Annotated in this window: 12 protein-coding genes; 7 read left to right on the top strand and 5 right to left on the bottom strand. The window is 69.0% G+C overall.

What is annotated here, in order from left to right; translation table 11 throughout:
• Positions 1 to 7 precede the first annotated feature (7 nt).
• Positions 8 to 847, top strand: a complete 840-nt coding sequence (locus tag FB453_RS21700; RefSeq protein WP_486480367.1) for a helix-turn-helix domain-containing protein — start codon at positions 8 to 10, stop codon at positions 845 to 847.
• Positions 848 to 914: 67 nt separating this feature from the next.
• Positions 915 to 1,496, top strand: a complete 582-nt coding sequence (locus FB453_RS21695; RefSeq protein ID WP_145792880.1) for a dihydrofolate reductase family protein — start codon at positions 915 to 917, stop codon at positions 1,494 to 1,496.
• Positions 1,497 to 1,596: 100 nt separating this feature from the next.
• Here FB453_RS21695 and FB453_RS21690 read toward each other — a convergent pair whose 3' ends face one another.
• The 3 genes from FB453_RS21690 to FB453_RS21680 all read right to left on the bottom strand — a co-directional run bounded on the left by FB453_RS21690 (position 1,597) and on the right by FB453_RS21680 (position 4,368).
• Entirely contained in the window at positions 1,597 to 2,079 is a 483-nt protein-coding gene (locus tag FB453_RS21690; protein ID WP_145792878.1) for a GNAT family N-acetyltransferase, read from the bottom strand.
• A 209-nt stretch (positions 2,080 to 2,288) separates the two neighbouring features.
• On the bottom strand, positions 2,289 to 3,473 hold the full coding sequence (locus FB453_RS21685; RefSeq protein ID WP_222431379.1) for a serpin family protein: 1,185 nt from the start codon (positions 3,471 to 3,473) through the stop codon (positions 2,289 to 2,291).
• Between the two features lie 235 nt (positions 3,474 to 3,708).
• On the bottom strand, positions 3,709 to 4,368 hold the full coding sequence (locus tag FB453_RS21680) for an MSMEG_1061 family FMN-dependent PPOX-type flavoprotein (protein ID WP_145792873.1): 660 nt from the start codon (positions 4,366 to 4,368) through the stop codon (positions 3,709 to 3,711).
• A 98-nt stretch (positions 4,369 to 4,466) separates the two neighbouring features.
• On the opposite strand from FB453_RS21680, the gene FB453_RS21675 reads away from it, so the two are divergent.
• Together FB453_RS21675 and FB453_RS21670 are read left to right on the top strand one after the other, a co-directional pair.
• Positions 4,467 to 5,714 carry an FAD-dependent oxidoreductase gene (locus FB453_RS21675; RefSeq protein WP_145792871.1) on the top strand — a complete coding sequence of 416 codons (1,248 nt, stop codon included), beginning with the start codon at positions 4,467 to 4,469 and terminating at the stop codon, positions 5,712 to 5,714.
• An 8-nt stretch (positions 5,715 to 5,722) separates the two neighbouring features.
• Positions 5,723 to 6,211, top strand: a complete 489-nt coding sequence (locus FB453_RS21670) for a MarR family transcriptional regulator (RefSeq protein ID WP_486480366.1) — start codon at positions 5,723 to 5,725, stop codon at positions 6,209 to 6,211.
• A gap of 153 nt (positions 6,212 to 6,364) precedes the next feature.
• Here FB453_RS21670 and FB453_RS21665 read toward each other — a convergent pair whose 3' ends face one another.
• The gene (locus FB453_RS21665; protein ID WP_145792867.1) at positions 6,365 to 7,294 is read right to left on the bottom strand and encodes an imine reductase family protein; all 930 of its coding nucleotides are present in this window, start codon (positions 7,292 to 7,294) and stop codon (positions 6,365 to 6,367) included.
• Positions 7,295 to 7,321: 27 nt separating this feature from the next.
• Here FB453_RS21665 and FB453_RS21660 point away from each other — a divergent pair, with 27 nt between their 5' ends.
• From FB453_RS21660 to FB453_RS21650, 3 genes are all read left to right on the top strand, one after another.
• A complete protein-coding gene (locus tag FB453_RS21660; RefSeq protein WP_486480365.1) occupies positions 7,322 to 7,711 on the top strand; it encodes a MerR family transcriptional regulator in 390 nt (129 codons plus the stop codon).
• Between the two features lie 369 nt (positions 7,712 to 8,080).
• On the top strand, positions 8,081 to 11,266 hold the full coding sequence (locus tag FB453_RS21655) for a penicillin acylase family protein (protein WP_145792864.1): 3,186 nt from the start codon (positions 8,081 to 8,083) through the stop codon (positions 11,264 to 11,266).
• 131 nt (positions 11,267 to 11,397) lie between these two features.
• Complete coding sequence (locus tag FB453_RS21650) at positions 11,398 to 11,883, top strand: DUF417 family protein (RefSeq protein WP_145792862.1); 486 nt, start codon at positions 11,398 to 11,400, stop codon at positions 11,881 to 11,883.
• Between the two features lie 61 nt (positions 11,884 to 11,944).
• Here FB453_RS21650 and FB453_RS21645 read toward each other — a convergent pair whose 3' ends face one another.
• The gene (locus FB453_RS21645; protein WP_486480381.1) at positions 11,945 to 13,735 is read right to left on the bottom strand and encodes a Na+/H+ antiporter NhaA; all 1,791 of its coding nucleotides are present in this window, start codon (positions 13,733 to 13,735) and stop codon (positions 11,945 to 11,947) included.
• Positions 13,736 to 13,932: the final 197 nt, after the last annotated feature.

The following is a 13,932-nucleotide window of genomic DNA, read 5'->3' as shown; positions in this document are numbered from 1 at the left end:
TGGCGGCGTGGAGTACGTGTCCAGAGTGCCGCGACCGCCGCTGGACGGGCTGATCGACGACCTTTACTACCTGGAGGGTGCACCGCCGTACGCCCGGCTGACGCTGCCGGCAAGTCCGGCGGCGATCCTCGTCGTCAACCTCGGGGCACCGTTTCGCATTCGTGCCGGCTCCGACATCGAGACGGCCGAGTACGCCGACGGCTGCGTGGTCACCACGCCCACCCGCGCGTTCGAGTTCGGCTACCCACTCCGGACCCGGTCCGTCGGCGTGCACTTCAAGCCGTGGGGGATGGCACCGTTCCTGCCGATGCCCGCAGCGGAGCTGTGTGACCGGCCGGCGACGATAGAGCAGGTGTGGGGCCGGCCCGCCACTGCTGAGCTGCGAGACCGGCTGGCCACGGCCGAGGGACCTCACGAGATGCTGACGCTGCTCGAGGAGGAGCTGACGCGACGGCTGGGCGAGGCGGCCGGCCTGGGGCTGGTCCGCCACACGAGCCGCATCATCGCTGCGACCAGCGGGGCGGTGGCGATCGACGACCTGAGGGTTTCCGCCGGTGTCAGCAGCACTCACCTGGCACAGCGGTTCAAGGAGCTCATCGGCGTCACGCCGAAGCGGTTTGCCCGCACCTACCGTTTCGCCGCCACCGTGCTCTCGATCAACCCGGCCGAACCGATCGACTGGGCCGACCTCGCCGGTGGCGCCGGCTACTTCGACCAGGCCCACTTCGGCCACGAGTTCCGGGCTTTCACCGGGCTCACACCGACCCGGTACGTCGAGGTCAGGCGGCGGTTCCTGCGCGAACACCCCGGCCACGTGCTGGACGGCTGGCCGCTACCGACCGATTGATTCCTTACAAGAGCGACAGCCCACGAAACTCTAACCTGAGGGCATCCCCAAGCAGAGGAGCGCGCCCGTGGGCGAAGTAGTCATGTACAGCTCGGTGTCGGTGGACGGCTTCATCGCGGACGAGAATGACCAGCCGGGACCGCTGTTCGACTGGTTGACGAGCGGTGACGTCCCGTTGGACGACAGCGGCGCGTTGAAAGTGTCACGGACGTCCCACGACTACATCCGGCCATACTGGGACCAGATCGGGGTGACAATCGCCGGCCGCCGCGTCTTCGACATGACGGACGGCTGGGACGGGAAGCCTCCGAGCGGGATCGACCATGTGGTCGTCGTGACGCACCGGCCGAAGCCCGAGGGCTGGGACCCGGAGGCGCCGTTTCACTTCGTCGACGGCGTCAAGGCAGCAGTGGCCAAGGCGCAGGAGCTCGCGGGTGACCGCATCGTCGAGGTCGCCGCTGGCGACGTCGGCGGCCAGGTGCTTGCCGCGGGCCTGGTCGACGAGGTGCGCATGGACGTCGTACCCGTGGTGTTCGGGTCCGGCAAGCGCTACTTCGGGTCGGTCCACGCGCAGCACCTGTTGGAGGATCCTGACGTGGTGATTCAGGGCGACCGGGTGCTTCACCTGCGCTATCGGGTGCGCCGTTGACCGATCTGAGCGGGCTGGCGGGTATTGAGCAGGCCGCCGTCCAGATGGAAGACGCTGTGACCGGGGCGGGGTGCGTCGCCGCAACCCGCCCCGGATCAGATCAGAGTTCCCGGTAGTAGACGGCGACCGGCAGCGGCGTGCAGCCCAGTGCTTCGTACAGGGCTCGGGCGGGCGCATGGAATCCGTCCCCGCCCGTGCCGATCGTGACGACCTCGGCGCCGAGGTCCCGCATCGCGGCGAACGCATGCTCGCACAGCACGGTGCCCGCGCCGAGCCGGCGGTGCTCCGCAGACACGGCGAGGATGGTGACGCTGGCATTTCGGCGCTCAGGCTCTACCGCCCAGGCCACGTAACCGGCGATGGTGCCGTTGATCTCGGCGACCGCAACGTACCGGTGCTCGGCGGGGTCGTGGAGCCCGGCGACCTGCTTGACGTAGTCGTCGCGCCACTTCCCGTGCTGGTTGGCGAAGACCACCTCGCCCAGCAGGGGGCGGAAGGAGTCTTCGTAGAACGGTCCGAACGTCTCGATGGTCAGTTCGGTGAGCCGGGCCAGGTCATGCTGAAGAAACGAGCGGATACGCATGTGAGTGCGCCTCTCGAGCCGAGGTTCTGAAAGCCAACAAACCGGGCATCAGATGGTCAGCCAGCGGCCGGAACGGAGGCGAGCCGACCCTCAGTGGCGGGTACGCCAAGCGGCGAAGCAACTCATGACAGGAATCCTACGGGGCGCTGCAACCGCATTCGTGGCGGCGGTCCAGCGATTCGCACCTGATGTCGTCTGGTCCCGCCCGGTCAGGCTGGGCCGTTGACCAGCGGGTCGTGGACCCGGCCGAGGAACAGCGGTACGCCGGTGAGCCGGTCGTGGATGACGTACAGGAATGGCCGGTTGACGAAGAACTGCGGCCCTTGTGGGATCGACGGCGGCCGGACGATGACGGCCGACGCGGCTGCCGCCTCGGTGCCCTTCTCGTCCACCCCGATGAACGTCTCGTGCACCACGTCGTCGATACACAGGGCCGGTTCGGTGCTCATGCCGGCGAAATCGGCCTGTGACGTGAACGCCGTGGGCATGCCGAGGCTGCCCAGCGCGGCACCCAGCTCGGCCGGCAGGCGGAACGTCCACCGGGGCAGGCGCAGTTCGACGTCGGTGATCCGGAACCCGGTCAGCAACGCGCCCAGCCAGGTCGCATCGAGGCTCGCCTCGACCGCTGCGAGATCGTCCCGGGTCGGCATGACGATGGCCATGGCAAGCCCGTCGCCCGCGTACGGCACGTCGACCGCGCGCCACCCGTCGCCCTCGAGGTAACCCATCCGGTCGAACGGCCCGCGCATGATCGGGACGTCGACAACGGTCCCGTCATCCCTTGTGAACGGTCCGACCGCGGTGGCCGTAGCGGTGAACGGGTACTTCCAGGCTGCCTTGAGGTAGATCGTGTTGGTCAGTATCAGGCTGGTGTTGGGGCTCACGGCGTCGGGTTGCAACAGCTCCGGAATCTTCGCGTTGGTCCGATCGGACACCCAGGTGTTGATCTCCTGCCGGGCTACCTCCGGCGCGCGGCGAAAGTCGACCGGTCGCGGCGTGGCGCCGTAATAGCCGGCCAGGGCGTCCCGGAACCCGGGTCGCAGACAAAGATCGAGTCGTGTCCACAGCGCATTGGCCGTGGTCAGCCGAGGCTGCTTGACTCCGTCACCGTCCTGGTAGCGGCCGGCGAGCGTCTGCTCGACGGTGTTGAGCCCGCTGTCGAGCGCGCGGGGGCGCGGATGCGGCGCATGGAGCACCGCGTCCATTTCGTCCGCCGTGGTCGAGCGGGCGCCCGCCCTGGTCATCGCGAGCGCGAGCCCGACCGAGTACGGCGCGCACACCACATTGCCGCCTGCCCGGGTCGCCGCCACCGTGCGGTAGAGGTCGGCCGTGAAGCCGCTAACGGCGGTAGCGGCGGCCTGCATCGTGGCCGGGTCGGGTGGTACGCGGTCCACAGCCGTCGAGGTGGGCGGCGGACCGAACCAACGGGAATCACCTGGGGCGGCGGTAAGGGCAGCGGCTGCAAGGGGGAGCGCCCGCAATACGGATCGACGCGAGACCATGTGTCGAGGTTAGAGCAGTCCCACGGAAACCCACCAGACACAAACCCGAATTCATCGAAGCTCGGCAATGTTCGCCAGTCGTTTGTTGAAAAGGCGCGAGACGCCACAACGATCGCTGTGCGGCTTGCTACTCGTACCGGTACTTCAGCGAGTCTGCCTCGACCTTCTCGATGTCAGCGATCGTCAGCTCGGGCATTCGTAGCTGGGCCAGCGTCACCTCGGCCGAGGTCGGCTGCGCGTCCGCCGGCAGCCACTGCTCGGGCTTCCAAGCCCCGCTGCGCAGCAGCGCCTTGGGGCAGTGCGGGTAGACCTCATCGATCCCCAGCACCAGTGCACTGGCCGGTGGCTTGCCCACGGCGGTCAGCTGCGACAGCAGTTCGGGGCGAGTGGAGACGCAGGCCCGGCCGTTCACCCTGAGCGTCGTGGCGCGCCCTGGGATGATGAACAGCAGCCCGGCTCGCCCGGTGGCGACGACGTTCTGCAGGCTGTCCAGGCGCTTGTTGCCGGTGGCATCCGGTATTGCCACCGTCCGTGCGTCCAGGACGGCGACGAAGCCGGCAGGGCCGCCGCGCGGGGAGACGTCGCAGTTGCCCTTGGCGTCCACTGTGGCGACCAGGACCAGCGACGAGCAGCCGATCAACCGCCGGGTCTGTTCGGTGAGTTCGGTCATCTGCTTTCGCACGGCCGCGTCGCTGGGGAGTTCGTAGGCCCGGCGCAGCGCCTCCTGGTCGGGCACGGCGTCGAGGCGCAGCGAGTCGAAGGCGCTGGCGGCAAGGACTGGCGTCATGCATCGACACTAATCCACCCCCGCCGGGCGGCTTGGCGGGCCGCGGCGTGGCATGCCGGCGGCCTTGCCCAAATCATCTTAGTCGTTAAGATAACCGTGTGAGCATATCGACGGACTTCTCGGTGGCGATCGCCGGCGCCGGACTCTCCGGCCTCTGCCTCGCCCAGTACCTGATGCGCGCCGGCATCGACGTGCACGTCTACGAGCGGGACCAGGGCCCCTTCGTCCGGCGGCAGGGATACCGGATCATTCTCGACCGGTACGGCCTGGAGGCGCTGCGCGATAGCCTGCCCCGCTCGCTGTACAACCTGGCGCTGACCACCGGCGACGAGCCCGGCGGGCACCTGCGCTTCACCGACAGCCGGCTGCGGGACGCATTCACCATCACCTTCAAGGACGAGCCGCACGCGACCCGCCAGGTCGACCGGCTGACCCTGCGGTCGATCCTGCAGTCCGGACTGAACGGGCGCATCCACTACGGCAAGGACGCCGTCGCGGTGGACAGCGGCGACCCGGCACGGCCGCAGCTGCGGTTCTCCGACGGCGGGGCAGCCTCGGCAAGCATCGTCGTGGGCGCGGACGGCGTCGGCTCGGCGCTGCGCGTGCAGATCATGCCGGACGCGAATCCGGCGAACACCCCGATGGTGGGCATCTACGGCCGGTCGCCCCTTTGGCGCAACGGCGAGAGCATCATCCCGGACGCGCTGCGTACCAGCGGGGTCCTGGCCATCGCCGACCGGCCGGGCCGGGCCTTCTTCTTCACCTCCATGCGGTTCGGCGAGAGCCCGCCGGAGGCGTTCGCGCGCCTGGCCCCGGGCAGCTATGCGCCCACCGGCGACGACTACGTCATGTGGGGACTGCTGCTCCGGCAGGAGGAGGTGCCCATGGGCATCCGGGGCGACCTGCTGGCGCTGTGGAGACTGGCCTCCGGGATGAGCATGGACTTCCACCCGGTCATCCGGCGGCTGGTCGGCACGGCCGAGTTGGACGCCACGGTGCTCAACCTCTTCGCCACCGGCCAGCGCCCGCGCCGGTGGGCGGTGCCCCGGGCGACGATGATGGGCGACGCCGTGCACGTCATGCCGCCGTTCGGCGCGCACGGCGGCAACACCGCGCTGCGCGACGCTGCCCTGCTCGGCCACAAGCTGGTCGAGGCCCGGGCCAGCGGCACGCCGGTGGAGGAGGCGATCGCCAGCTACCAGGACGAGATGGTGCCCTATGCCTTCCGTGCCGTCGACACCGCCGCCAGGCTGATGCGCCGACTCACCGGGGGAGCGGCCGCACCGCACTGGGTGCTGACCCGCGTGTTACCTCGGCTGCACCGGGTCACCGTGCCGGAGGGATGATTGCGGGCATGTCCCACGAGCCGGCCCGTGCGTCCGCGATCGACGACCTCATGCGCGCCGGACGGGAGACGTCGCGGCTGTCCATGGTGTTTCGGTACGCCATCGCGGAGCGGCTGGGCCTCACCGTGAGCGACCTGGAGTGCCTGGACTACCTGGCGGACATCGGATCCGCCACCGCGGGGCAGGTCGCCGAGCGGACCAACCTCACCACCGGGGCGGTGACCAGCATGCTCCGCCGGCTCCAGCAGGCGGGCTACGTGACGGCCGAGCGCGATCCGGCGGACCGGCGGCGGGTGATCGTCGCCCTGCGGCCGGAGCGGATCGCCGAGTTGGAGCGACCGTACGAGCGGTTCGCCGAGCGGGCTGAGCAGCTCATCGAGGGCTACAGCGTCGAGGAGGTCATGCTGCTGGTCCGGCATTACGACCGCATGCAGGCGATGTACCTCGCCGAATTGGACCGCCTTCGCAGCGGCGACACCGCGCAGCGGTCAGCCTGAGCGTCACTGACCGTGCTCCCGGTCTGCCGTCCGGCGACGAGATCCTGCCGGTCATCGAGAAGGCTGCCGCCTTGATGTCGCAGTCCGAAACGGTTGACGTGCGGATGCTGGTGTTCAGAGAGAGCTGATTGGCGATCCGCCGTCGGTGTCTTGTCAGCCGACGGGAGCGCGATGGTGTCGGTGGGTGTTGGTGTTGCCCTCGGTGATGAGTTGGGCGAGTTTCGGATATCCGTCGTCGCCATGGCCTGCGGCGACGGCGCGACCCATGATCGCCTGAAGGGCGCGCAGCGGCCCTGCATCGATGCCATGGACGCCAGCCGCCTCGATGATGTGCTCGGTCGTGGACGACAACGATGCGATGCTCGAGACGGTGGCGGGGAAGTGCCCTTCGCCGAGTTGGTCAGCGAACCGGTCTATCTGTTCGGTGAGCAGACCCCCGATTCCCTTGGCCAGAAGGGCGAACGCCTGGGGGGCGATGTTCTCGGCGGTGGCCATGGCGAAGGCGTGCGCCACTCCACCGACGGCCGTCGCGAAGAGGTCCAGCAGTGCCGTCTCATACCCAGCCGCGGCGCCGTGGTCCTCGCCAACGAACATCGTGCTCGCCGCGAGCGTCTGCAGGATGGGGCGGCTGCGGTCGAAGACCGGTCGGGGTCCGCTGCAGAGGATCGACGCCGACGACGTTCCGATGGTCGGGGCGGGGGTCAGGATCGCTCCTTCGAGGTACGAAACGGAGTGCTCGGCCGCCCATGCCCCCATGGCCCGTGCCTCACTGGAGTGGCCGCTGGTCAGATTCACGAGCGTGGTCGTGGACCAGTCGTTCACGGCCTCGAGGATGGTGCTGAGTGAGCGGTAGTTCATCACGCAGCAGATCACCGTCGATGCCTGGCACACCGCGTCGGCGGGGCTCGGTGCGAGCCGCGCGCCGCGCTCCACGAGCCGGGCGGCCTTGGCTTCGGTACGGTTCCAAACTACGGTAGGCCGACCGCTGCTGACGATTGCGGTGGCGAGCGCCTGGCCCATCGGGCCGAGGCCCAGGACCGCGACGGCCGTGCTGGAACTGTTCTCAATCTCAGACTTGGGCATGTGGGGACGGTAAACGTTCACGTTGACGTGAAGGTCAAGGCGTGTTCTGCTCACGGCGTGCGGATCAGTGAACTCTCCCGCCGGAGCGGAGTAACGCCGCGAGCCCTGCGGTACTACGAGGAGCAGAGCCTCCTGAATCCCCGTCGTAGCGCAGGCGGCTATCGCGAGTACGACGAGGCAGCGCTGCACACCGTGCGCCACATCCGTTTGCTGCTGTCTGCCGGGCTTGGAACCACCACCATCGCCGAGATCCTGCCCTGCATTCCGGACGAGACCACCACGCTTGTTCCCACCTGTTCGGAGTTGATAGAGGGACTGACCCAGGAACGCGCCCGGATCACCGGCTCGATCGAGAAGCTCACGGCCGCTCGTGCCGTCCTCGATCGTGTGATCCAATCCGGCATACGTCCCAGGTGAATGGGGCTCCGTCCAGTCACGTTCCAAGCCACCTTCCGCGTGAAGACCTGGCGTGACCGCTGACGGTGGCTGCGGTGGGCTTGTGGGACGTAGGCCCCTTCGACAACGACGACGCTGAACCTCGAACTTCGCCGCGCCGGGATCTACGGCGTGATCCTGTTGCTGACGGCGCAATGCGGCGAAACGTCGGCATTGGCGCGTGGTGAACGACGGGTATCCCGGGCGGGGGTCCTACGTCGATCATTGCCGGAAGATAGATGCGAGTCACTCTCACCTCCTGGCGGAACGCCCGGGCGCGGAGGGCGAGACGTCGGCACCGGAAGCCGGGCGTGACCGAACGGCCCGACTCCGCGTCCCCGGAGGATCGCCATGCCCCGTCCCGCTCTCCGTAACCGGCTCGCGGCGTTCACCGCCGCCGTCCTGACCGCGAGCGTCCTGACGGTGACCCCGCCGTCACCGGCGCTGGCCGCCACAACGTTCGCCGCCAACGACTACTGCCTCGGCCAGTGCGCCGACATCCTGCCCCCTGGGCAGAACGGCAACGCCACGCTGGTCGCCATCCTGGCGCACCAGGCGCTCGGCACCCGCCCGGCGCACTCCAGCGACCAGCTCGACGAGTACGCGAACCTGGTCTACAACTACGCCGGGCTGACCGACGAGCAGATCGCCCACTTCTACAACGACGCCTCGTTCGGTGTCCCGGCCGCACAGGTGGAGAGCACCGTCTCGCCGCGATCGGACGTCACCATCGTGCGGGACAAGGCCACCGGCGTCCCGCACGTCACCGGCACCACCCGCGCCGGCACCATGTTCGGCGCCGGCTACGCCGGAGCCCAGGACCGGCTCTGGGTGATGGATCTGCTGCGGCACGTCGGTCGTGGCAACGTCACCTCGTTCGCAGGCGGCGCGCCGGGCAACCGGGAGCTGGAGCAGAGCGTCTGGGCCAACTCGCCCTACACCGAGGCGGACCTCCAGGCCCAGGTGGACGCGCTGCGCCTCAAGGGCGCCCGGGGTCAGCAGCTCTACACCGACGTGGTCGACTACATCGCCGGCATCAACGCCTACATCGACAAGTCGATCGCCGACGACAACTACCCGGGCGAGTATGTGCTCGCGGGCGCGGGTAAGCCGAAGCACTTCACCATGACCGACCTCATCGCCACCGCTGGCGTGATCGGCGGGCTCTTCGGCGGGGGCGGCGGCAGCGAGATCCAGTCCGCGCTGGTCCGGGTGGCCGCCCGCGCCAAGTACGGCGCCACCGAGGGCGACCGGGTGTGGGCGGCGTTCCGCTCGCAGAACGACCCGGAGACCGTGCTCACCCTGCACGACGGACAGAGCTTCCCGTACGGGGCCACGCCGCCCGGCGCGACCAGCGCGGTGCTCCCCGACGCCGGCTCGGTGGTCGCCGAGCCCCTCGCCTACGACGCCACCGGCGGGGCCGCCGCCCGCACCGGCACCAGCACCGCCACCCCGGGGTTGCTCGGCGGCCTGGCCAACCTGCGCGCGCACGGCATGTCCAACGCGGTAGTGGTCTCCGGACGACACACCACCACCGGCAACCCGGTGGCCGTGTTCGGGCCGCAGACCGGCTACTTCGCGCCGCAGTTGCTGATGCTCCAGGAGTTGCAGGGGCCCGGCATCAGCGCTCGCGGCGCCGCGTTCGCCGGGCTCAACCTCTACGTGCTGCTCGGCCGGGGCCAGGACTACGCGTGGAGCGCGACCTCCGCCTCGCAGGACCTCACCGACACGTACGCGGTGCCGTTGTGCACCACCGACGGCAGCGCCCCGACGCTGCGCACCAACCGCTACCTCTACCACGGCCAGTGCCTCGCCATGGAGGCGCTGGAGCAGCGCAACTCCTGGTCCCCGACGCTGGCCGACTCCACCCCGGCTGGCTCGTACACCCTGCGCGCGCTGCGCACGAAGTACGGGCTGGTGGCCCACCGGGGCCTGGTGAACGGGCAGCCGACCGCGTTCACCAAACTGCGCTCGACCTACCGGCACGAGGCTGACTCGGCGATCGGCTTCCAGGCCTACAACGACCCGTCCGCGATGGGCAGCGCCGCGGCCTTCCAGGCCTCCGCGGCCACCGTCGGGTATGCGTTCAACTGGTTCTACGTCAACTCGACCGAGGCGGCGTACTTCAACTCCGGCTCGAACCCGGTCCGTCCGGCCACCGCCGACCCGAACCTGCCCACCAAGGCCGAGCCGGCGTACGAGTGGGCCGGCTGGAACCCGGACACCAACGACGCCACCTACACCCCGGCGTCGGCGCATCCGCAGTCGGTGAACCAGGACTACTACGTCAGCTGGAACAACAAGCAGGCGCGGGACTTCGGGGCGGCGGACGGCAACTTCAGCTTCGGCTCCGTACACCGGGCTCAGTTGCTCGACGGCCCGGTGCGCGCCGCGATCGCCCAGCGCAAGCTCGGCCGCGCCGACGTCGTCACGATCATGGCGGATGCGGCGGTGACCGACCTGCGCGGCCAGCAGGTCCTCGGTGACCTGCTGCGGGTGCTGGACAGCACACCGGTCACGGATCCGGCGCTGGTCGACGCGGTGGGCAAGCTGCGGGCCTGGCAGCAGGCCGGGGCCCGCCGGGTGGAGACGTCCCCCGGCTCCAAGGTCTACCAGCACGCCGACGCCATCCGGATCTTCGACGCCTGGTGGCCGCTGCTGGCCTCGGCGCAGTTCCGCCCCGGCCTCGGGTCGGACCTCTACGCCGCGCTGGTCGACGCCATCGAGGTGAACGAGGCACCGTCGGGCGGCCAGAACGGCGGACGCGACGGCGCCGCGAGCTGGGCGTTGCAGGGGCAGGCGCACAAGGGCTCGTCGTTCCAGTACGGCTGGTGGGGCTACGTCGACAAGGACCTGCGCACCGTGCTCGGCGACCCGGTGGCGGGTGGGCTGGGCCGCGCGTACTGCGGCAACGGCAACCTCGGCGCGTGCCGGCAGGCACTGCTCGACGCGCTCGGCCAGGCCGCCGCGGTGCCGGCCACCACCGTCTACCCCGGAGACAAGTCCTGCGGGGCCGGCGACCAGTGGTGTGCCGACTCGATCGCCCAGTCCGGGCTCGGCGGCATCACCCACCCGGTGATCGCCTGGCAGAACCGCCCCACCTACCAGCAGGTCGTCTCGTTCCCGGCGCGCCGGGGCGACGACGTCACCAACCTGGCGCAGGGCCGTCCGACCACCGCGTCGAGCACCCAGTTTCTGACCAGCCACACACCGGACAAGGCGGTCGACGGCAGCCTCGGCAGCCGGTGGGCCAGCAGTTACAACGACAACCAGTGGCTCAGGGCCGACCTCGGGGCGGCCCGCAGCGTCAGCAGGGTCGTGCTGCGCTGGGAGGCCGCGCACGGCACCTCCTACCGGATCGAGGTGTCCGGCGACGGCACCTCATGGACGCCGGTGTTCACCACCGCCACCGGCAACGGCGGCGTCGACAACGCCACCTTCGCCCCCGTCACCGCCCGCTACGTGCGGGTGTACGGGGTCAAGCGGGCCACCTCGTACGGGTTCTCGCTCTACGAATTCGAGGTGTACGGGAAGTGACCTCGCCCGGAGGGGTCGGCGGGGATCACTCGCCGGCCCCTCCGGAGGCGCGCCCTCGATGCGTGTTGCTGGTCCCAGCGGGTAATGGTCCCCAGCAGGCCGAGCGTCGACGCAGCGAACAGGAGCGAGCGATGGGCACACGACACTCGTACGCCGATGGCCTCGCCTCCGTAGGCTTCTCAGTCCTGCGCTGCGCGTTGGCGACGAACATCTTGTGGATCGGTGCGCTCAAGTTCAAGCCGTACGAGGTGGAGAACGACGAGCCCCTGGTCACCTCGAGTCCGCTGTTCTCGCGGCTCCGCGCGAGGCTGGGCGCAGAAAAGCTCAACCGACTCATCGGGGTCACGGAGATCGCTCTGGGTTCTCTGATCGTCGCCAAGCCCTTTGCGCCCAGAGCCTCAGCGATCGGTAGCTTCGGTGCGATGGCGATGTTCGTTACCACGCTCAGTTTCCTGGCCACGACGCCTGAGGCCCGGCAGGAAGGGCAGGGGATATTGAGCCTTTCTCAGCTGGGACAATTCCTGCTCAAAGACACAGTGCTTCTCAGCGCCGCCCTCCTGACAGCTGCCGAGTCGCTGCGCGCGGCCACCCTGCTGACCGGCCCGCGAGCGCGATGAATCAGGAGCATGGCCCGGGTCGACGGGCCGAGGGGCGTGCCGTCGTGTCAACGGAACGCGTCTAATGACGAATCGGTGGTGCGTCGTGGCCGAGGCGGGCGCGGGCTCGGGCCATGCGAATGGCCGCGGTCAAGGCCGTGATGTCGTAGGCGCCGTAGTGGCGGCGGCCGTTGATGAAGAACGTCGGGGTGCCGGACACTCCGCTGTTGTCGGCGGAGTCGATGTCACTGTCGATGCGGGCGGCGTGGGCTTGGCTGGTCAGATCATCGTGGAATCGTCTCTGATCCAGACCGAGGTCGTCGGCGTACTTGATCAGAGCGGTGATGTCCAGTTCGCCCTGGTGGTCGAGCAACAGGTCATGCATCTGCCAGAATTTTCCCTGAGCGGCGGCTGCTTCGGCGCCCTCGGCTGCCAGTCGGGCCTGCGGATGCACGTCTGACAGAGGCAGGTGACGCCACACGAAGCGCAGGTCGGCGTCGCCCAGCAGCTGCCGGACGACTGGTTCGGCCTTCCCGCAGTACGGGCACTGGAAGTCGCCGTATTGCACCAGCGTTACCGATGCACCGGCTGGGCCGCGGACGTGGTCCTGCTTCTCGTCGACCGCTGGGGTGAGATCGATCAGCTCCGTCATGTCGCCGAAGAGCGCACGGACGCGCTTGTCCTGGGGAAACGTGTTGGTGACGCGGAACGCGACCCAGGTCAGTGCTGAGGATATGATCGCGGCGCTGAGCACCCCGACTTTGGCCTCGGCCAGTTGGTCGCCGGTGAAGGCCAGGCTGGCGACCAGCAGTGACACCGTGAAGCTGACACCGGCGATCGTGCCGCTGCCGAGCACGCCCGCCCAGCCCACGGCCGGACGGATACGCCCGTGGGAGAGCCAGGTGAGCCCGGCCGAGGTGCCGATCACGGCGAGCGGCTTGCCGACGACATACCCGAGCAGCACGCCCCAGGTGACAGGCGACGCGAACGCCTGGGCCAGGAACGGACGGTCGATGCTGATGCCGGCGTTGGCCAGGCCGAACAGCGGCACGATGACGTAGCTGGACCATGGGTGGTAGATGCGCTGAAGGCGGTCGTTGGGCGACAGCGTGTTCGCCAAGCCGATCGAGGCCGTACGCGCGAGCGTGGGCGTCGGCTGCTCACGGAACGACCGGAACAGCCCCGTGACCTTTTCGAGGTCAGATCGGCCGGGGGAGTAGGCAAACGCGGTCAATCCGATGGCCAAGCCGGTCACCACAGGGTCGACTCCGCTGACCAGCAACGCGCCCCACATCACGACGGCGACCGGCACGTACGCCCAGCCCCGTCGGACGCCGCCTGCGTGGATGGCCAACATGACCGCGAATGCGACAACGGCCACCACGATGGGCAGAACCCTGATGTCCTCGCTGTAGACCAGGGCGATGACGATGAGTGCGATCACATCGTCGACCACGAACACGGTGAGCAGGAAGATCCGGACCCGGTCGGGCACACCTCGGCCGAGCAGTGCCAGCAGACCCAACGCAAGGGCCGTGTCGGTCGACATGGCCACGCCCCAACCATGCGCACCCGGCCCACCGTGGTTGATCCCCAGGAAGATCAGTACCGGGATCAGCATGCCAATCAGGCCGGCCACGCTGGGCAGCACGAAACGTCGCCGGTCGCGGAGGTCGCCGAGGTCGAACTCGCGCCGCGCCTCAAGGCCGACGACAAGGAAGAACAGCGTCATCAAGCCACTGTTGATCCAGGTCTGCAGGTCGCGGGAGAGTTCGAGGTGCCCGAGGCGCAGGGACAACTGGGTGCGCCATACGGCTTCGTAGGAGCCAAGGTCGATGTTGGCCCAGAACAGTGCGGCGACGATGGCGGCCACGAGTATGCCGGCGCTGCCGGACTCGATTCGCAAGAATGCCCACAGCGGTGACGCCAGGTTCCGCTTCCAGATCGTTCGGCCGCTCTTGGTTTCGGTCACACGTCACCCTTCGACGTGCTGGCCGGGCCAGCACGGACAGCTAGACCACGTGGCGCAATGAGGCGCGCGACCCCCGGACCCGGCGCTGCTGGCCGCCA

This window comes from Micromonospora sp. CNZ322, assembly GCF_007827755.1.
Note: the sequence above shows the minus strand (reverse complement) of the source record. Positions and strands in the feature narration are given on the sequence as shown.